General features: G+C 62.5%; 18 protein-coding genes. 10 read left to right on the top strand and 8 right to left on the bottom strand.

Annotation, left to right across the window (positions count from 1 at the left end):
• The first annotated feature begins 4 nt into the window (after positions 1-4).
• Both ACO1XS_RS24995 and ACO1XS_RS24990 read left to right on the top strand, forming a co-directional pair.
• Positions 5-700 (top strand): NHL repeat-containing protein, encoded by a 696-nt coding sequence (locus ACO1XS_RS24995; RefSeq protein WP_486391952.1) that lies wholly within the window; start codon positions 5-7, stop codon positions 698-700.
• Complete coding sequence (locus ACO1XS_RS24990) at positions 697-2,112, top strand: DUF2252 domain-containing protein (protein WP_486391951.1); 1,416 nt, start codon at positions 697-699, stop codon at positions 2,110-2,112. The genes ACO1XS_RS24995 and ACO1XS_RS24990 overlap by 4 nt, the downstream gene beginning before the upstream one ends.
• A gap of 67 nt (positions 2,113-2,179) precedes the next feature.
• Here the strand turns inward: ACO1XS_RS24990 and ACO1XS_RS24985 are convergent, their stop codons facing one another.
• Both ACO1XS_RS24985 and ACO1XS_RS24980 read right to left on the bottom strand, forming a co-directional pair.
• Entirely contained in the window at positions 2,180-3,364 is a 1,185-nt protein-coding gene (locus ACO1XS_RS24985; RefSeq protein ID WP_486391950.1) for an NYN domain-containing protein, read from the bottom strand.
• Positions 3,365-3,401: 37 nt separating this feature from the next.
• Entirely contained in the window at positions 3,402-4,418 is a 1,017-nt protein-coding gene (locus tag ACO1XS_RS24980) for a cation diffusion facilitator family transporter (protein WP_331573058.1), read from the bottom strand.
• Between the two features lie 152 nt (positions 4,419-4,570).
• Between ACO1XS_RS24980 and ACO1XS_RS24975 the strand changes: the two genes are divergently transcribed.
• The gene (locus tag ACO1XS_RS24975) at positions 4,571-5,434 is read left to right on the top strand and encodes a glycosyltransferase family 2 protein (RefSeq protein WP_486391949.1); all 864 of its coding nucleotides are present in this window, start codon (positions 4,571-4,573) and stop codon (positions 5,432-5,434) included.
• Between the two features lie 20 nt (positions 5,435-5,454).
• Here ACO1XS_RS24975 and ACO1XS_RS24970 read toward each other — a convergent pair whose 3' ends face one another.
• Positions 5,455-5,640 (bottom strand): hypothetical protein, encoded by a 186-nt coding sequence (locus ACO1XS_RS24970; protein ID WP_440561951.1) that lies wholly within the window; start codon positions 5,638-5,640, stop codon positions 5,455-5,457.
• 129 nt (positions 5,641-5,769) lie between these two features.
• Positions 5,770-6,390, bottom strand: coding sequence for a LysE/ArgO family amino acid transporter (locus ACO1XS_RS24965; protein ID WP_331571554.1), 621 nt, complete (start codon positions 6,388-6,390; stop codon positions 5,770-5,772).
• A gap of 99 nt (positions 6,391-6,489) precedes the next feature.
• Here ACO1XS_RS24965 and ACO1XS_RS24960 point away from each other — a divergent pair, with 99 nt between their 5' ends.
• On the top strand, positions 6,490-7,389 hold the full coding sequence (locus tag ACO1XS_RS24960; protein WP_486391948.1) for a LysR family transcriptional regulator ArgP: 900 nt from the start codon (positions 6,490-6,492) through the stop codon (positions 7,387-7,389).
• 58 nt (positions 7,390-7,447) lie between these two features.
• On the opposite strand, the gene ACO1XS_RS24955 is transcribed toward ACO1XS_RS24960, so the two are convergent.
• Together ACO1XS_RS24955 and ACO1XS_RS24950 are read right to left on the bottom strand one after the other, a co-directional pair.
• Complete coding sequence (locus tag ACO1XS_RS24955) at positions 7,448-8,311, bottom strand: DUF72 domain-containing protein (protein WP_486391947.1); 864 nt, start codon at positions 8,309-8,311, stop codon at positions 7,448-7,450.
• Positions 8,312-8,479: 168 nt separating this feature from the next.
• Positions 8,480-10,000 (bottom strand): peptide MFS transporter, encoded by a 1,521-nt coding sequence (locus tag ACO1XS_RS24950; protein ID WP_486391946.1) that lies wholly within the window; start codon positions 9,998-10,000, stop codon positions 8,480-8,482.
• Positions 10,001-10,344: 344 nt separating this feature from the next.
• Here ACO1XS_RS24950 and ACO1XS_RS24945 point away from each other — a divergent pair, with 344 nt between their 5' ends.
• Positions 10,345-11,766, top strand: coding sequence for an OprD family outer membrane porin (locus ACO1XS_RS24945; protein ID WP_486391945.1), 1,422 nt, complete (start codon positions 10,345-10,347; stop codon positions 11,764-11,766).
• A gap of 77 nt (positions 11,767-11,843) precedes the next feature.
• Here the strand turns inward: ACO1XS_RS24945 and ACO1XS_RS24940 are convergent, their stop codons facing one another.
• A complete protein-coding gene (locus ACO1XS_RS24940) occupies positions 11,844-12,089 on the bottom strand; it encodes a hypothetical protein (protein ID WP_173260884.1) in 246 nt (81 codons plus the stop codon).
• A gap of 276 nt (positions 12,090-12,365) precedes the next feature.
• On the bottom strand, positions 12,366-12,935 hold the full coding sequence (locus ACO1XS_RS24935; protein WP_331571544.1) for a TetR/AcrR family transcriptional regulator: 570 nt from the start codon (positions 12,933-12,935) through the stop codon (positions 12,366-12,368).
• A gap of 332 nt (positions 12,936-13,267) precedes the next feature.
• On the opposite strand from ACO1XS_RS24935, the gene ACO1XS_RS24930 reads away from it, so the two are divergent.
• The 5 genes from ACO1XS_RS24930 (at position 13,268) to ACO1XS_RS24910 (ending at position 18,144) form a co-directional block, all read left to right on the top strand.
• Positions 13,268-13,933: a J domain-containing protein gene (locus ACO1XS_RS24930; protein WP_486391944.1), complete on the top strand. Its 666-nt coding sequence runs from the start codon at positions 13,268-13,270 to the stop codon at positions 13,931-13,933.
• A gap of 208 nt (positions 13,934-14,141) precedes the next feature.
• Entirely contained in the window at positions 14,142-14,417 is a 276-nt protein-coding gene (locus ACO1XS_RS24925; protein ID WP_440560296.1) for a YgdI/YgdR family lipoprotein, read from the top strand.
• 69 nt (positions 14,418-14,486) lie between these two features.
• Positions 14,487-14,777 carry an H-NS histone family protein gene (locus ACO1XS_RS24920; protein WP_440560297.1) on the top strand — a complete coding sequence of 97 codons (291 nt, stop codon included), beginning with the start codon at positions 14,487-14,489 and terminating at the stop codon, positions 14,775-14,777.
• 107 nt (positions 14,778-14,884) lie between these two features.
• Complete coding sequence (locus tag ACO1XS_RS24915) at positions 14,885-15,844, top strand: nucleoside hydrolase (protein WP_486391943.1); 960 nt, start codon at positions 14,885-14,887, stop codon at positions 15,842-15,844.
• Between the two features lie 359 nt (positions 15,845-16,203).
• Entirely contained in the window at positions 16,204-18,144 is a 1,941-nt protein-coding gene (locus tag ACO1XS_RS24910; RefSeq protein WP_486391942.1) for a collagenase, read from the top strand.
• Positions 18,145-18,156 lie beyond the last annotated feature (12 nt).

Below are 18,156 nucleotides of genomic sequence, written 5' to 3'. Positions count from 1 at the left end.
CGCCATGAACCGATTCACTGCAGAAATCATCCGCGAGTACGGGCCTTTCGAGGGCGTCGACCATGTAGCTGGCGTGACCTATGACGGCGGGCAGGTCTGGTTCGCATCGGGCGACAAAGTCAATGCGTTGGACCCCGCAAGCGGTGCCGTGCTGCGCTCGATCGAAGTGCCCGCGGGCGCGGGAACGGCTTTCGATGGGCGATACCTGTATCAGATCGCCGGGAACGTCATTCAGAAGCTCGATCTCGAGCAAGGCCGTGTGATTGCGACGATACCGGCGCCCGGCGATGGCGTATCGGGGCTCGCGTGGGCCGAGGGATCGCTCTGGGTGGGGCGGTACCGCGAGAAGAAGATCGACGAACTCGATCCCGAGACAGGCGCAGTACGCCGAACCATCGAATCGAATCGATTCGTAACGGGCGTGACCTGGGTGGAGGGCGAACTCTGGCACGCTACCTGGGAGGACGACGAGAGCGAGATCCGGCAGATCGACCCGCGCACGGGCGAAGTGCTGTGCAGCCTCGAGATGCCGGCCGGTACGGGTGTGTCCGGACTCGAATCCGATGGCCACGAGCAGTTCTTCTGCGGTGGCGGCAATAGCGCAAAGGTGCGGGCTGTGCGGCGGCCCGGACGCGCAGCGCCGTCCGAAACGGAGGTAAGCACCTCGATGGCGGCCAGCGATCCGGCGAACCGTCGATGAACGATGCGAACGGCGTATTGCCGGCGGCGCAGCCGGATCTCTCCGACCTCTTTGCGGGTCGCGGTTCGCTCGCCGAGCGCATGCAGTTGGGTCGCGCCGCGCGAAAGAAGGTGCCGCGCACGCGGCTCGCCATCTGCAAGCTGAAAAAGCGCGACCCGATCGCGCTGCTCGAAGCGTCGAACGTGGGCCGCGTGCCCGAACTGATACCGATCCGCTACGGGCGCATGGTCGCGAATCCGTTCGCGTTTTATCGCGGGGCGGCGGCGCTGATGGCATTCGATCTTGCGGGATTGCCGCGTACCGACATCATCGTGCAGTTGTGCGGCGATGCACATCTGGCCAACTTCGGGCTCTTCGCGAGCCCGGAGCGGCGGATTCTTTTCGGGCCCAACGACTTCGACGAAACGCTGCCGGGGCCCTTCGACTGGGATGTGCGCAGGCTGGCTGCGTCGTTCGCGATCGCCGCGCGCGAGCGCGGATTCGCGGCGAGCGATCAGCGCAAGCTAGTACGGCGGCTCAGCGAGACATTCCGGCAGCGTATGGCCGAATTCAGCAAGATGGATGTGCTCGATCTCTGGTACTACCAGTTCAGCGCGGCGTCCATGCTCGACATTGCCGATTCCGCCGGCGAAAGAAAAAGGGAGGCGTTAGTCGTCGACAAGGCGAGGCTGCAATCGTCGCGCTCCGTGCTCGATCATGCGGCCGTGCAGGTCGACGGCAAGTACCGGATCAAGGAAAACCCTCCGCTCGTCTATCACGTTCCGCTCGCGACCCAGCGCGAGCGTCGTCAGTACGACGACATGATCAGGCGTTTTTTCGCTGACTATCGGTTGACGCTTTCCGATGAGCGGCGCGCGCTGTTCGATCGATACGAATTGGTCGATGTTGCGATTCGCGTCGTCGGGGTGGGCTCCGTGGGAACGCGCTGCTATGAGGCCCTTTTCATGGCCGATGGCGAATCTCCGCTCTTTCTGCAGTTGAAGGAGGCTCGGACTTCCGTCCTGGAGAGCTATCTACCGCGCAGCCAATACTCGAATCACGGCCAGCGCGTAGTGAACGGTCAGCGCATGCTGCAGTCGGCGAGCGATATTTTTCTCGGCTGGTCCAAGATGCATCACACCGGCAGCGATTTCTACGTCAGGCAGTTGCGCGATATGAAGGGCGCCTTCGATTTCGCGAGGTTCGACGTAGAGGATCTTGGCGCGTATGCGGTTTCGTGCGGTACGGCGTTGGCACATGCGATGGCCAAAGCCGGCGATCCCGCTCGAATGTGCGGCTATCTTGGCAAGTCGGACGCTTTCGATGCGGCCATCGAAACCTTCGCGCTGGCCTATGCCGAGCGCAACGAGGCGGACTGGTCGACGCTGAAAGCGGCCGTCAAGGCGGGGCGGGTTGCGGCGATTCGCGAGTAAACCGGGGCGCAGCCCGCACAGGCTCAGCTGAGTTGAGTCAAGCGGGTGCCGATTCGCCGCTCCCGTTTCACTCCTCGCTGACCGACGCGGTGACCTTGCGCGAACGCTTGGCCCGCGGCGTCGATTGACCTGGCGCTTTCGCGGTTTTTGCGGCCCTTGGCGCTCTTGCGGCTTTTGTTGTTTTTTCGGGTGCAATGTCAGCCGTCGCTCCCTCCGGCGAGCGGGGCAGTTCCGCGGTTTCGTTGCTGGGCGTACTGGACACGCTCGTCTCCGCTTCCCTTGCCGCGGCCTTTTTGCGTCCCCGTCGTGGTGCGCGAGGAGGCTGCTCCGTGTGCGCGGCAGCCGCTGCCTCCGCGTGCATCGGGGCTTCCATTGCAGCCGGCTCCGCCGTCGCGGTGCGGCCTGGCTCCGGGTGCGATGCCGCGGCGGGCGAGCTTCGATAGACGAACGCGCCGGATTTATCGTCGCGACCCACCTCGAGCAAACCGCGCGATTGCGCTTCTTCGAGCAGATTGCCGAAGGCGCGGAAGCCGTAGTACGACTCGCTGAAATCGGGCTTGCGCCGTTTGATTGCGCTTTTGAGTACCGACGCCCAGATCTTTCCGCTGTCTCCTCTTTCGGAGACGAGAGCGTCGAACGTTTCGACGGCGAGCGCGATGGCCTGGGCCTTGCGCGTATCCATCGTCTCGTCTTTCGGCTGCTTGTCCTCGTCGGCCGAACGCTTCGCGGCCGGGAGCGCGGCGCGCGCCTCTTGCTTTGCGATGGCGCGTTGCTGCTCGCGCACGAGATCGTCGTAGAAGATGAATTCGTCGCAGTTCGCGACGAGCAGGTCCGACGTCGAATTTTTCACGCCGATGCCGATCACCTTCTTGTCGTTCTCGCGCAGCTTCGAGACCAGCGGGGAGAAATCGGAGTCGCCGCTGATGATGACGAACGTGTCCACGTGCGATTTCGTGTAGCAAAGATCGAGGGCGTCGACCACCAGCCTGATATCCGCCGAATTCTTGCCCGATTGGCGCACGTGCGGAATTTCGATCAATTCGAAACTGGCTTCATGCATGGCTGCCTTGAAGCCTTTGTAGCGGTCCCAATCGCAGTAGGCCTTCTTGACGACGATGCTTCCCTTCAATAGCAAGCGTTCGAGGACGGGCTTGATGTCGAACTTTTCATACTTCGAGTCGCGAACGCCAAGCGCAACGTTTTCGAAGTCGCAAAAAAGCGCCATGCTGACGCTGTCATGGGGTGAGGCCATTGGTTATTCTCCCGCCGGTGCCCGGCGTCGGTGCCAGCTAGTGGCAATCGTGCGAGTCATGATCGTGCGCTTCGTGGGAATCGGCGCACGCCTGCTCTTCCACCTGAATCGTCGCGTGCGCGACATCGAACCGTACGGCGAGCCGGCGCTGCACGGCGACGACGACATCGTGTGCGGGCACGCCGGCGGTGGGGTGGACATGCAGCGTCACGACATGTCGTTCGCCCGTGATCGACCAGGCGTGAATATGATGCGCATTGTCCACTTCAGGAACATTTTCTTCGAGGTCGGCTTTGATCTCCGCGAGACTGAGGCTATCCGGTGCGCCTTCGAGCAGGATATGCGCCGAGGATTTGACGATCTCCCACGCGCTCTTGAGGATGATCACCGCGACGACGATCGACAAGATGGGATCGATCGGCGACCACCCGGTGAGCAAAATGACGATCGCGGCGACAATGGCCGCCGCCGAGCCGAGCATGTCGCCGAGCACGTGCAGCCAGGCGCCGCGCATATTGAGGTTTTCGCGGTTCCCGCCGTGCAGGACGAGGAACGCCACCGCATTGGCGGCGAGCCCGGCCACCGCCACGATCAGCATGGTCTTGCCGACCACGGGTACGGGCGCGGCGAAACGCCGGATGGCCTCGATCACGATCCAGGCCGCGATCACGAAAAGCGCGCAGCCGTTGACGAAAGCCGCGAGAATTTCGAGGCGCTTGTAGCCATACGAGAGTTCCGCTGTGGCCGGCCGCCTGCCGTAGTGGATCGCGACCCAACTGAAGCCGAGTGCAGCCGCGTCGCTGATCATGTGGCCGGCGTCGGCCAACAGGGCCAGGGAGCCCGAGAGCACACCGCCGACGACCTCCACGATCATGAACACCGCAATCGTGACGAAGGCCCAGGCGATGCGGCGCTGGTCCTCGGCGCCATACGCATGGTGATGGCCGGCGTGGCTGTGGCTGTGGCCGGCATGACCGTGCCCCGTATGCGCGTGATGGTGCTTGCCGTCGTGGCCGTGATCGTGTTCGTCGTGCGCCATCGAAGCGGTGCTCATTGGAAATTGCAATGCGCCATTATAGCGATGCCCGTCCCACCTCTATGCCAGCCGGGTTGTTGGGGGTTTTTTGATTTTTTGTCTCTTTTCGTACGAGTAAGGTGACGGCGACAAGCGGTTTTTCCACCGCTTCAATGACCACGGAGAAAGTCATGACGTCCGTCAGCGTGGTAATTCCCACACGCAATCGTCCGGAAAAGCTGCAGCGCTGCCTCCAGGCCTTGGCCGTGGCGCGCGAGCAATTGCCTTTCGATGTCTTCGTCTGCGATTCGACGCCGGACCGCGAACTGCAAAAGAAAGTCGTCGATGTGTGCGCCGGTCACGATTTCGTCAAACTGCGCTTTCACGACGGCAAGAACGTTGCCGCCGCACGGAATTTTTGCGCGCGCTCGGCCGATACCGATCTGATCGTCAATGTCGACGACGATATTTGCGTCGAGCCGCAAGCCATTCGCCGTCTGTTCGAGACTTACGAGGCGCAGTCCGGACACCGCGTCGTCGCGGGCAGCGTTTGCTGGGGCGAAGATTGGAGCGCGCCTGTGGTGATGCGCGCGATCGGGTATGGCCGCGCGGCCAAACCGGGGGAATCGCCCGATTTTCTGATCGGGGCCTTTTTCATCTACGCCCGCAAGCTCGCCCTCGCAAAACCGTGGAACGAGGGTATTCGGACGTCGGACGATCGCTTCATGGGTGCGCTGTGGCGCAGCAGCGGCGTGAAGCTTCTGTTCGAGCCGTCAGCGCGCGCCGTGCACGATCACGAGCACGTCAGCTATGGCGTCGAACACCAGAGTTCGCACATCTACGTCAATCTTTTCGACGCGATGATCGCCAATCCGCGGCCGCTGCGCGTCCTGTCGTACGAGTTTCTCGGGTTCGTCTGGGGCGCCAAGAAAGCCGTGTTTTCAGGCCCGCACCTGTTCCGCTTCTTATCCGCCTGGGGCAAGGGGCATAGTGCCCTGCTGCGCGATTACCGGTATTTGAGCCGGCTCGTTTCCGACCGCCTGCCGCCGCCGTAGACCCGCCACCGGGTACCCCGCTAGGGTTTGGCCCTCAGCGCCGGCACGGTGGTGGCTCCTTCGGCCACATGCATGCCGCCGTCGACCTGCGATTTCGCGTCGATGTCGTGTGTGATGATTGCATCGCGCAAGATCGCACACATCGTGACGAACAGTGCGAGTGCAATCGCCCCCAGGGCGCAATACCCGATAATTTTGATTTTCATGAACGCCTCTCAACGTTGACGGCTGGTCAACCGTTGGGGAGATATATATCAACTGCCGGCGTTTTGCAATCGAAAGCGAGGTGAAAGAAATATCGGGGGCAATCGATCGACAGCGATCGACAGGGATTGTCAGCGTAGCTGCGTGGCGGCCACGAGCAGCACCATGCCGCCGGTTGCGCCGTCGAGCAGGCGCCACGCGGACGCTTTCCGAAAAAGCGGCGCGAGAAACCGCGCGCCATATCCAATCGATACGAACCAGACGAGGCTCGCCGCCATCGCGCCGAGCGCGAACGCCACTCGCGCGTTTTCGGGTTCGCGCGCGCCGGCCGTTCCGATGAGCAACATCGCGTCGAGATAGACGTGCGGGTTGAGCCAGGTGAGGGCCAGGGTCGTCAGCACGGCCGCCCATGCGCTTTGCCCGTTCGGGCCGGCGCCATCGCCCTGGACTTCCATGACCGCATGTCCCGGGCGCAACGCCCGGGACAGCGCGCCGATACCGAACCACGCCAGATACGCGAGCCCCGCGTACAAAACGAATTCGACGAAACGCGGGTACCGCGCGGCGAGCGTCGATGCGCCGCCAACGCCGGCGGCAATCAGAACGAAGTCGGACAGGCTGCACAGTGCGACGATCTTGCCGACGTGCGAGCGCATGATGCCTTGCCGCAAAACGAAGGCGTTTTGAGCGCCTATGGTGACGATCAGCGACGCCGACAGCACGGCGCCATGCGAGAAAGCGGTCGGATTCATGGGATACGCAGGTGGACGTTTGGGGCGAACGAGCGTAGTCTGCGACTCGGCGGTATGCTAAGGAAAGCTAATTTTCGTTAGGCCAATTAAGCGTTTCTAATGCTCGACTATGCTTTGCTCAACGCGCTCGCGGCCGTGGTCCGTCACGGTTCGTTCGAGCGCGCCGCGAATGAATTGAACGTCACGCCCTCCGCGGTCTCGCAGCGGGTGAAGCTGCTCGAGGAACGCATCGGCAGCATTCTCGTCAAGCGCGGACAGCCGTGCGTGGCTACGCCCTCGGGGGCGCTGCTCTGCCGGCATACCGAGCGCGTGCGTCTGTTGGAGGCGGAGCTGAGTGGGCGTATGCCGCTCATGCCGGGCGGCGGTGCGCTCGCTCAGGCATGGCCGACTTTGCGTGTGGCGGTCAACGACGACAGCGTCGGCACATGGTTCGTCGATGCCGTGGCGGCCTTTTGCGTCGAGCGCGAGACGCTGCTCGATCTGGTCATCGACGACCAGGACCACACCGCGCAACGCATCCGCGACGGCAGCGTGCAGGGTGCCGTCACGACGCAGGCGAGTCCCGTGCAAGGGTGCCGGTCGACCCGGCTCGGCACGATGCGCTATTTGGCCGTCTGCACGCCGCCGTTTTTTGCGCGCTACTTCGCGAGCGGAGTCGATCGCGATGCGCTGCGGCGCGCGCCATGCGTCGTGTTCAACGCGAAGGACGCGTTACAGGCGCGGTTCGTGCGCCGGGTCACGCGTGCGGTCGTCGATCCGCCCGTGCACTGGGTGCCTCACGTCGGCGGCTTTTTGCGGGCATGTTCGATGGGGCTGGGCTGGGGCATGTGTCCGATGCAGATGATCGCGGAGCCGCTCGCGGCGGGGCAGTTGATCGAGCTGTTGCCGGGCCGGCACCTCGACGTCGATCTGTACTGGCAGAGCTGGCGCTTGTCGATTGGACTGCTCGACGAATTCGGCGCCGAACTGAAAAAACGCGCGGCAGCGTTGCTCGATTGAGCGGGAATCGGCCGCGTGTCGCTCGATGGCCGGGGAACTGCGCTCGGCCGCGCCTGGTCTAGTGTTTGGCCCGCTGCCCGACGCGTTCGATGAGCGCCATGCTTGCCGCCGGGTTCAGGGTCTTGAAGCCGCTGATCACGTAAAGATAGACATCGCGTGGGTTATCTTTGCCGCCGAGCGATGCCTCGTCGCCATCGACGGTTTCGAGCCCCTGCGGCATACCGCCCGCGGCCCAGCGGCGCACGCGTTCGGCCCACTCATCGAGCGCCCGCTTCGTGTACCCGAGTGGATGTGCCTCTTCCGTTCCCATGATGCGGGCATAGACGAACGGTGCGGTGAGAGCTGCGATTTGAGGGTATTTGCTGTCGCCGGCTATCACAACGGCCACACGGTGCTCGCGCGCCAACGCGATGAATGACGGATCCCGGAAGCTCTCGTGACGTACTTCCAGCGCATGCCGGATCGTGCGGCCGTCGACGCGATTGGGCAACAGGCGCAAAAACGCTTCGAAGTCCTCAGGATCGAATTTCTTCGTGGGTGCGAACTGCCAGTTGATCGGCCCCAGCTTGGCACCGAGTTCGGTGACGCCGCTGGAAAAGAAGCGTTCGATCGATTCCGCCGCCTCGGCCAGCACGCGGCGGTGCGTTGCGAAGCGTGGCGCTTTGAGGGCGAAGACGAAATCGTCGGGCGTTTCGTCGCGCCACTTCGCGAAGCTTTCGGGCTTTTGGGCGCCGTAGAACGTGCCGTTGACCTCGATGGAGGTCAGCTTGCGGCTCGCGTATTCGAGTTCGCGCTTTTGCACGAGTCCTTCCGGATAGAAGGTCCCGCGCCACGGTTCGTAGGTCCAGCCGCCGATACCTATGCGAATATCGGCCGTCGAGTGTCGGGCAACTTTCAATATCGGCTCCGGTCGGGGTTGCATACCGCGCCGCGGCAGCCGGCGCCAGAGCCCATTTTAGGCAAAGTCGGCCGGGTTGGCCGCCAACTGCGCTATGCCGGTTGCCAAGCCCTCAGCATTGCTGCCTGGGCCCGACAAGGTATTGCTCGTCGGTCACCGGCTCCGAACAGGCCCGGCCCGGCGCAGCGCAGATCAGTCGGAGACGAATGCGCGCGAGCGAGCGCTCGTCGTTGCACCGGCGAGCACTGCCGCCGAGCGGCGGTGCGTGTTCCCGAGTCTGCGCATCAGTGGCAACAGCAGGATGGAGATTAGCGCACCTGCGGCGGCGAGCCACCCGAGTTTTGCAAAAAGATCGATATAGAGCGGAAGCGATTGCACCGCGGGCAAATCGTTCGATGGCAATTGCGCGAGATTGGCGACGACGCTGCCCAGATATTGCGCGACACCCGTTGCAACGAAGTACGCGCCCATCATGAAGCCGCCCATGCGCGCCGGGATATAGCGGGCGATCATCGCCAGCCCCAGCCCGCTGACGAGCAGCTCTCCGAGCGAATTGAGCCCATATCCCAGCACCATGAACCACGACGAAACACGGCCGTCCATCGCGTAGCGGCCGCTTACCGCATAGACGAAAAAGCCGGCCGCCACGGCGACGAATCCAAGCGCGAATTTCGTCGCGATGCCGACGTCGCGTCCGCCTTGTGCGAGGCGCGTATAGAGCCCCGCGAGCAACGGACTCATCAGCATGACCCAGATCGGATTGAGCGCCTGGAACTGGGCGGGGCTCCACGAAAAAAGCGTGACGCCGGCAATCGAGAGGGCCGGGTCGACATTGCGCAAAGCGAAGAGCGTCAGCGAGGTCGACATCTGTTGATAGAACACGAAGAAGAGAATCGATTGCAGCACCAGTACGAACGCCGCCACGAGTCCGGCACGCTCGGCGCGCTCGCAGGTCAGCGTCATCAACGCGAAGATCGCGACGATTGCCACGGCGGCGACGTAGACGCACGCGACGGCAAGCGCCCGATGCTGAAGAACGAAGACCGTCGCAAGTGCCAGCGCTGCGCCCGCCGCCAGCACCATGGCGAGGCGCCGACGATGCACGGGCTTGTCGTCGGGCGCCGAGCCGATCCGCACGAGCGTGCCGTATCGCGCGAGACAGCAGAGCACACCAACGGTCATGCCTGCACAGCACACGCCGAAAGCCGCATGCCAACCCCAGCGGTCCTTGATCCACGGCGTGGCGAGCATCGATACCGTGGAGCCGACGTTGATCGCCATGTAATAGATCGTGAATGCGCTATCGATGCGGGCATCGTCGCCTTCATAGATGCGCCGCACGAGGTTGGCCGCGTTGGCTTTGAAAAGACCGTTGCCCACCACGATCACGCCGAGCGCGGCATAGACGAATCCGAGCCTGTCGTCGGGAACGGCGAGCATCAGGTAGCCGACGATGAGCACCACCGCGCCGAGCAGCATCGTGCGACGCGTGCCCAGCACCTTGTCGCCGATCCATCCACCGATCGAAGGCGCGGCGTAGACGAGCGCCGTGAAGGCACCCCATGTCAAGTTGGCATTGGCGTCGCTAAAACCGACGCGCTCGATCATGAAAAGCACGAGTAAAGCGGCCATGCCGTAATACCCGAAGCGTTCCCACATTTCAATCATAAAAATGGTGGTAAAGGACCGCGTTTGCGATCTAGAGGAATTCATCGATTAGGACTCCTTTATGCGGATTGTCATCGCGAGCCGCGGTTGCGATGCTCAAACCGTGTTTCGCGAGTGGGCGCGAGCGCGCCGGAAGGTGGCTAGGCGAGGCCGCAGCGCCAAGGCGGAATCCGTGGTGCGCCTGAGCCATCGCAATGCCGCGGCGATTCTCATGAAGCGCCCGAAGTGCGTCACCTCGGGAATACACGGAGCACATCCTCCCCCGCACAGTTGATAGCTGCACACAGGCAATTTATCGTGATTTGATGCCGCCTTTCTAAGCACGTATCAGCTATTTAGGTTTCCTAACTAATTTTATGCGTATAAAAACACTGATAGAAGAGCGGTGAATGAAAAAAGACAGCTTGTTTGCGGCTCGCCGTATCGCGTCGGTGCTTGCGATCGGGGCAACGACGTGGGCCGGCGCCGGGTTGGTTCGCGCCGACGAGCCCGCGGTACCGCCAGTGCCCTCGGCCGTCGCCAATGCCGATCAGATCGAGGGGTTACCTCCCGAATCGATGCCCATGTCGGCGCAGCCGGCAATGGCCGGGCTGCTTGCGGGCAGCCGCCTCGATTTCGAGTTCCGCAATTACACTGACTATCTGCATAGCGTGGGCGGCCTGTCGCGCCATGCGTGGGTCGAAGGCGCGCAACTCAGATGGCAATCCGGCTTTACGCCGGGCTTGGTTGGCCTGGGCATCGATGGGGGTCTGTTCGGCGCACTAAAGCTCGATGGAGGAAACGGCTCGGGCAACATGGTGCACGTGGCCCGGCGCGGCGGTGGGGCGAACCAGCTCGCATGGGCGTACCCTGGGCTCTATGACGTCAAGGCACGTGTATCGGAAACCGTACTGAAGTACGGCGTGCATGCGGTTTCCAATCCGTTTCTCGAACCTCATGACAATCGTGCGTTGCCACCGACCTTTCTCGGCACGTCGCTTTCGAGCAGCGACGTGCGCAATCTCACGCTCCAGGCGGGCAGCTTCACCAAAGTGAACGCGCGAGGGCGCACCTCGTTGTCGGGCCTGCGCACCACGTACGGAGGCGTGCCGCTCGATCGCGTCAGCTACCTGGGCGGTACATGGTCGTATTCGCCCGAGGGCAGCGTTTCGTTTTTTGCAGATCAGGCCGACGATGTCTGGCGGCAATATTATGCGTCGATTCAACAGAGTACCGGCCATGTCGATACCGTGAAACTGACCGGCACCGCCAACGCCTATGCGACGCACGATGCGGGCGCGGCGCGCCAGGGACCCATCGGCAATCGTGCTTACAGCCTTGCACTATCGGCGCAGCACGGCCCCCATGCGCTGCTCGTCGGCTACCAGAAGATTGCCGGCGACCAGTTTTTTGATTATGTGGACGAAACGGCGGGCGATTATCTGATCAATTCGATGGACGTCGACTACAACGCGCCGCATGAACAATCGCTGCAATTGCGCTACACGTTCGATGGTAAATACGCGAACATGCCAGGTTTTTCGACACTGGTATGGGCACAGCAAGGCTGGGGCGCGGATGCGAGCGCATCGGCTACCCGTTACGGAGCCGGCGGCCCTGCCCACGGTTCGATCTACTTCAAGAACGGCCAGGCCGTGCATGGCCGGCACCACGAATTCGGCATCACGCCCACCTATGTCGTGCAAAGCGGCCGCTTCAAGCAAACGAAAATCGCCCTGATTGCGATGTGGCACGTCGGGTCGACCTATTATTCGGATCCGACGAGTCAGGTCTATCGCCTGGTCGTCACCGTTCCGGCCCGGGTGTTCTGAAATCGATATTCGCGCACAAAGAAAAGCGGCGGGCATCGAGCCCGCCGCGATCGGTCGAGACAGTCCGGGAGGCGGCTTCAGCGCGCGTGCTGTTCGCCTGGCAGCTCGGCGCCGTTGGCGCGAATGGCGGCGATCAGCTCCGCCGGCGTGATTTCGTACCGCACCTCCCGGTGAATGCCGGGCTTGCGTTCGTCGATTTCGATGAGAAGGATGCTTTTGCCGTCTTCCGCCGGCTCCAGCCGCAGCGAGCGCACTTCGCGTCCGCTAGGCTCGTCGATTTCGGTGAGCAGGGTCATGGCCCCGGTGCAACGGGTGGTGCGCATCGAACGTTTCCTCGAGTCGTGAATGAATTGATTTTACGGGCAGATCGGCCATGCGGACAGTGCCGCACGGAAAGCCTGCCGGCGCGCCACGCAACTCGGCCGCGCCATGCCGGCGACCGTGCTGCATGGCCCGATTCATGTCGATGAGTGTAACGCGACTTTTGCGCGCGTCAGTGGGTTTTTAAGGTGCTCGAACAGTGCCCGGCATGCAAGAATCCGTAGGGAGCGCTCAGCCCCTCCCGGTTGGTGCCGCCAGGCCTGCCGAGCCGGGCGCCGTCAGACGCAGTGCACGCGCTCGCTCTCGATCAGCGTCTGGGCGACCTCCCACGCGTCGCGTGCGGCGTCGGTGCGGCCACTCAACTGCCGTGCGAGCGTCGCACCGTCGAGCAGCAGCGCGCAGCGTTGTGCGAGCCGGACGGCAGCCGCACCGTCGAAGCGTTCGCCGAGAATACGCTCGAGCTGATGAACGAACGCCCGCCGTTGCGCAGCCGAGGCGGCAAGAATTTCGTTCTCCTCGGCGTGAAATTCCGATGCGGCATGGATGAGTATGTTGCCCGTGAACGATTCGGAGCGGAACCAGGCGTCGTGCCAGAAGAAGATGGCGCGCAGTTTGTCCAGTGGTTCGGTATGCGATGCCGTGGCGGCGGCGATTCCCGCGCTCAGTGCCGCCCCCTGCTCGTTGATGACCTCGACGACGAGACGGCTTTTCGATGGGAAGTACTTATACATCGTCATTTTCGCCACGCGCGATTCAGCGATGATCCGATCGATTCCCACGGCATGAAAGCCGAACTTTGCAAATAACCGGGTGGCGGTATCGATCAACGCTTTCTTTTTCTCACTCATTTTCGGCCCGCTTAATATATGTAGAAGTTGTGCATCTTCGCGGTAATTCCCGGTTGCCGAGAGATTTCTTCGAAGAAAACGTTGTTTCCCAAAAAAATATTTCTCGGCAGACGGCTTGCGACCCGGACGTCCCGCGCACCTCTCAATGCGCGGCGGATCGTAAGTGATGTCATTCAAATCGAAGCGCGTGCCGAAATCAAGTCCCGCGTTTTAAATCGCCTCGATTCCCACGTTTTGATTCGCGCGACACCAACGGGATCCGCCCGCCCCGCTGGGCGCCGCACCGAGCAGGGCATACAATCGGTAGGCGTGCAAATTTGTTCGGGCGAGAGATGGTCACGCTTTATGACGTGCTGGGTGTGCGCGACGACGCCACCGAAGAGGAAATCAAGCGGGCGTACAGGAGGGCGGCGATGCGCTCGCACCCCGACCGCAACGTCGGGCGCGAGGCAGCCGCGCATGCCGGCTTCCAGCAGGTGAAGGAAGCCTATGCGATTTTATCGGACCCCGAGCAGCGGCGCATCTACGATGCCGTGTATGCGGAGGAAATGGGGCGTCTTACCCGTCACCGCGAAGAGGAGCGCCGGCGAGCCGAGGAGGAGGCCGAGGCCGAATATGCCCGGTATGTGACGCTCGCCATCCGATTCGCGGACCAGGGCCATGCGCGCGATGTGCTGTTCGGCGTGCTGCTGGGTCGTGACTGCGAGCCGGCGCTTGCGGCTCGCATTGCCGATGGGGTGGCTGCGCTGCAGGCATCGCGTGCGGCCGAATCCGTTGCGGCGGATCCGGGGGCGCAAGCTGGCCCAGGCGACGACCTTGCTCGGGACGCACATGCGGCGCGTGAGGGCGGGGAGGACCGCGAGGTCAGCCGAGACGACGAAGGCCGCGAAGGCGACGAAGGCCGCGAAGCGGGCGATGCTATGCGAGCGCGCAGCGAAGGCGGACACACGAACCTTTTCAGCGCGCTTTGGCATGGCATGTTTGGCCTGCGGCCGTAGTCTTCACTAGCGAGCGGGCGTGCGCCTACGCCTTTATGCAACGCTTTGACTCGGCGCGCCGGCCTGATTCGCATAGTCTGTCTGGGATAAACGGGGATCACTCGCATTCCAGCGAATTGGCACGAAGCCCGATTGCGTCGCAATGTAATAACAAGACGCTGGCAGCGTGGCATACTCCGCCCATTCAAAAAGAATTGGGATTGATTCGATGAGACTCGCATTGCTTCGGGCGCGGGGGCGCCACGTGCTCTGTCACTCGGCTCATGCGGCCGCACTGTCTCTGATGCTTGCCGGATGCGGCAGCAGCGCACCGCTGTTTACGCACGATGGGCGCCCCACGATCCTCGTTCAGTGCGCGGCGCAGGGTCCGGCGAGCGCATGCATGGAAAATGCACGCGGCATGTGCGGCGGGGATTTCGACATCATCCAGCAATCGATCACGGACGGTACACGCAATCTGCTTTTTGCATGCAAGGCCAAATGAAATTGCACTTTTGCGCGTACCACCGGTCACAGCGGTACTATTCGGCCTAACAAAAGGAGGCGTATATTCATGGCAACGTATAGGCAACTCACCGAACAGCTTGCAAAGGTCCAGGCGCAAATGGCAGCAGCGCGAGAAAAGGAACTAGCCGCGACGATTGCTCAGATCAAGGAGCAGATTGCGGAATACGGAATCACGGCCGAAGAACTCGGCTTCTCCGGCAAACGCACGCGCAAAGCTCAATCGGGCGGATTGCCGCCGAAGTACCGCGATCCGAAGACAGGCAAAACATGGAGCGGCCGGGGCCGGGCACCCGCATGGATCGGTAAGCGCCGCGACCGGTTCCTCATTCAGGAATGATCGTTCAGGCGTTCGCCCTCGTCAGCAGGCAAAGCCATCGGAACGACGAAGGTAGAATTGCTCGGGAGCGGGCGATCGATTGGCGGATGCCTTTTCCCTAAAGATCGATGAAACATAAAGTCATCTACGATACGGATCCAGGCATCGATGACGCGATGGCGCTCGTCTTCGAGGCGCTGCATCCCGACATCGAACTGCTGGGCGTCACGAGCGTCTTCGGTAATGCCGCGATCGAAACGACCACGCGCAATGCGCTCTATCTGACATCGCGTTTCGCGCCGGGCGTGCCCGTCGCCCGCGGCGCGGCGGGGCCGCTCGGAGGCAATGCGCCGACTCCGCTTCCGGCGATACATGGTGACGACGGGCTCGGTAACATCGAGCCGCATTTGCCCGATGGCTGCCGCGCCGATGAGCGCGCTGCGTCCCGGTTCATCGTCGATACGGTGAAAGCCCATCCCGGTGAGGTAACGCTGATTGCCGTTGGGCCGATGACCAACCTCGCGCTCGCGCTCGACGAAGAGCCCGCCTTGGCTTCGCTCGTCAAGCAGGTCATCGTGATGGGCGGCGCGTTCGGCATCGGCGGTGTCATGGGTAACGTGACCCCGGCCGCCGAAGCGAACATGCATGGCGATGCGCAAGCGGCGGACCGTGTGTTCGGTGCCGGCTGGCCCATCGTTATCGTTGGGCTCGATGTAACGCAGCGCACGGTCATGTCCACGGACTACCTCGCGCACTTGCGCGACACGGGCGGAGAGCCCGGACGTTTCGTATGGGATATCTCGCGGCACTACGAAGTGTTTCATCGCGCAAGCGAAGGAGTCGCCGGCATCTACGTACATGACGCTTTGGCCGTCGCCTATCTGCTCGCTCCACAATACTTTCAAACGCGCAATGGGCCGGTACGGGTGCTGACCGAAGGTATCGCCGCGGGACATACGATCCAAAAACCCGAGGGGATGCCCGTTCCCGCGCCCGAGTGGGACGCAAGGCCCGCGTGCACCGTCTGTGTCGATGTGGATAGCGACGCAGTATTGGCGCTTTATCGGCGCACGTTGTGCCCCAGCTGAACGCCGCCCATGCCGCTCCCCGAAAACACTCACCTTTAGCGCCGCGGCCAACCCCGCGCACGCGTACACGGCCCCGTCCAGCGGGGCTTTCGCGGCGCGACCCGCTTCGTTTTTCCCCTGCTCCCGAAAACGCTCACCTTCCGTTGCGGACGACGCCATTGGCTATCGACATTCGCAGCTATCAGGTCGAGCAGTTGTTTCTGCGCCGCGCGCTCAATAGAGTGAATCGGACTTGACGATCGGCGAAAGCGCGCCGAACCGAACAACGACACCGATTGCCGTGCGACCGCCGAGCGCTCAAAGCAAGCGCAAAGCGCTGTCTCTCGACCGCCACGGTAATGGGACAGGAGACAAAGCGCATGGAACGTCTTTTATCGGCCCTTTGCGGCGGATTGCTCTCGCTCGCCCTGGCAATGAGTTCAGCAACGGCGCTGGCCGCACTAGGTCCCGGCGCGCCGATCGACACCCGCAGCGGACATGGTGAGGCAAAGCGACCTCCGATGCCGCGCCCGCCCTCGCTCTTGCCGCGCTCGCGCGAAGAGTGGCTTTTCGATCTGGCGCCGTCCGAACGGTTGCGTCCCGAACTGATGACGCCGGAGATGCGGCGCCGCGCGAGAGCGAAACGGCAGGCGGGGGGCGAGGCGTGCCCATCGATGGACGCGATGGCGGGCCTGCGTGGCGAAGCGCTGGCCGAGCGGGTAGCCACGCTTGCCGACTCGACCTGTGCGAATGCGTTCTTCGAAGCCACCCGCGAACAGGCCCGGCAGTTGTTCGGCGACGAAAATCTGAGGTCTGTCGCGACGCGTTTCGCAACCGAGGGTGCCGCATATGGGCCCGGCAATCGCGCCCTGTTGAACCTGACGCTCTTTCTAAGGGCTGCTTACTATCTGGCGAACCAGGGAACGGTACCGCCGCTTCCCGCCGATATGACCGACAGCTTGCGCCCTGTCATCACGCGAGTACTGACGGGCAATGCGATTCTGCTCCCGAACCCGAGCGCTGCGACGAGCGCCGGTGAGCTCATCACGCTCGTCGTCAATATGCACGACGAACCGGCGTACCTGCCGCTCGCTCGGCAATGGGTCACGCGCTTCACGAATAGCGCGCAGTCTCCGGCAATCGCCAGTTCGCTGGACGAGCCCGGTCTCGCCTATGCGTTCACAGCTATTCTCAAAGTGTTTTACTTCGCGCACTATCGTCACGACGCGGCGCAGATCGTTGGAAACGACCCTTCCTATGCGCTCGCGTTATACGGCTTCGTCAAAGCCAATAAGCGCGATTTGCTTGCCGCGCGGCACGCGAGCTACTTGCTCAATCAGGCGGCGAGCGAAGCATTTCGCTTCGCGACCTATCCGAGCCTGCTGCCGACGATCAGACCGCTCATTCAAGACGCGCTGGCCGACTCGACGATGGCGGGGCCGGACCGTCTCGTTTGGCTTGCCGCGGCGCAGGCCGTTCAGGCTTACGACGCCGATCATTGCAGTGTCTATGGCACGTGCGGGTTCGAAGGGCCGCTGGCGGACGCCATTCTCCCGCGGCGTTATCGCTGCGCGAATGGGGCGATTGCACTGCGCACGGCATCGCTGACGCCCAGTGAGGCGGATCAGGCGTGCACCCTCATGCGGAAAGAAGCGCCTCGTTTTCATGAAATGTTGCGTACTCATGAGATTCCCGTGGCCGATGATCACAATACGACGCTCGAGGTCGTTGTCTTTTCGGATAATGCAGAGTACGAGAACTATTCACCGGTACTGTTCGGAAACGAGACGGATAACGGAGGCGTCTATCTGGAAGGCGACCCCGCGGCACCGAAAAACCAGGCGCGCTTCATCGCGTTCGTGGCAACCTGGTTGAAGCCGCATTTCGAAATATGGAATCTACGGCACGAGTTCGTCCATTACCTGGATGGGCGATTCGACCTCTATGGCGATTTCGAAGCGTCGACGAACGTGCCGACAGTGTGGTACATCGAAGGGCTCGCCGAATACATCTCGCGCGGCAACGACGACCCGGAATCGATCGAGGCGGCGAAGACGGGGCGCTACCGGCTCAGTGAGATCTTCGCCAACACCTATACGATGGACGACTATGTGAGCCGGGCCTATCGTTGGGGATACATGGCCGTGCGCTTCGTCTTCGAACGGCATCCGGAGGTGTTGTCGACGATCTTGCCGATGTTTCGTAACGGAGACTACGCGGCTTACTGGAGCTATATGTCGGGTTTGCCGTCGCAGCTGGACGGGGAGTTCGCCGTATGGGTGCGCACCGCGACGGCCGACGGCACCTCGGATGACGATTGATCGCGCTCGAGC

This window comes from Trinickia sp. (genome assembly GCF_057351765.1).
The sequence above is the reverse complement of the archived record's forward strand: the minus strand, read 5'-3'. Positions and strand labels throughout refer to the sequence as shown.

Coding starts and splice junctions, on each gene's coding strand:
- ACO1XS_RS24970 (WP_440561951.1), bottom strand. CDS start 5,640: ATGAAAATCAAAATTATCGGGTATTGCGCCCTGGGGGCGATTGCACTC.
- ACO1XS_RS24925 (WP_440560296.1), top strand. CDS start 14,142: ATGAGACTCGCATTGCTTCGGGCGCGGGGGCGCCACGTGCTCTGTCAC.
- ACO1XS_RS24960 (WP_486391948.1), top strand. CDS start 6,490: ATGCTCGACTATGCTTTGCTCAACGCGCTCGCGGCCGTGGTCCGTCAC.
- ACO1XS_RS24910 (WP_486391942.1), top strand. CDS start 16,204: ATGGAACGTCTTTTATCGGCCCTTTGCGGCGGATTGCTCTCGCTCGCC.
- ACO1XS_RS24990 (WP_486391951.1), top strand. CDS start 697: ATGAACGATGCGAACGGCGTATTGCCGGCGGCGCAGCCGGATCTCTCC.
- ACO1XS_RS24930 (WP_486391944.1), top strand. CDS start 13,268: ATGGTCACGCTTTATGACGTGCTGGGTGTGCGCGACGACGCCACCGAA.
- ACO1XS_RS24955 (WP_486391947.1), bottom strand. CDS start 8,311: ATGCAACCCCGACCGGAGCCGATATTGAAAGTTGCCCGACACTCGACG.
- ACO1XS_RS24950 (WP_486391946.1), bottom strand. CDS start 10,000: ATGAATTCCTCTAGATCGCAAACGCGGTCCTTTACCACCATTTTTATG.
- ACO1XS_RS24945 (WP_486391945.1), top strand. CDS start 10,345: ATGAAAAAAGACAGCTTGTTTGCGGCTCGCCGTATCGCGTCGGTGCTT.
- ACO1XS_RS24915 (WP_486391943.1), top strand. CDS start 14,885: ATGAAACATAAAGTCATCTACGATACGGATCCAGGCATCGATGACGCG.
- ACO1XS_RS24965 (WP_331571554.1), bottom strand. CDS start 6,390: ATGAATCCGACCGCTTTCTCGCATGGCGCCGTGCTGTCGGCGTCGCTG.
- ACO1XS_RS24980 (WP_331573058.1), bottom strand. CDS start 4,418: ATGAGCACCGCTTCGATGGCGCACGACGAACACGATCACGGCCACGAC.
- ACO1XS_RS24935 (WP_331571544.1), bottom strand. CDS start 12,935: ATGAGTGAGAAAAAGAAAGCGTTGATCGATACCGCCACCCGGTTATTT.
- ACO1XS_RS24975 (WP_486391949.1), top strand. CDS start 4,571: ATGACGTCCGTCAGCGTGGTAATTCCCACACGCAATCGTCCGGAAAAG.
- ACO1XS_RS24985 (WP_486391950.1), bottom strand. CDS start 3,364: ATGGCCTCACCCCATGACAGCGTCAGCATGGCGCTTTTTTGCGACTTC.
- ACO1XS_RS24920 (WP_440560297.1), top strand. CDS start 14,487: ATGGCAACGTATAGGCAACTCACCGAACAGCTTGCAAAGGTCCAGGCG.
- ACO1XS_RS24995 (WP_486391952.1), top strand. CDS start 5: ATGAACCGATTCACTGCAGAAATCATCCGCGAGTACGGGCCTTTCGAG.
- ACO1XS_RS24940 (WP_173260884.1), bottom strand. CDS start 12,089: ATGCGCACCACCCGTTGCACCGGGGCCATGACCCTGCTCACCGAAATC.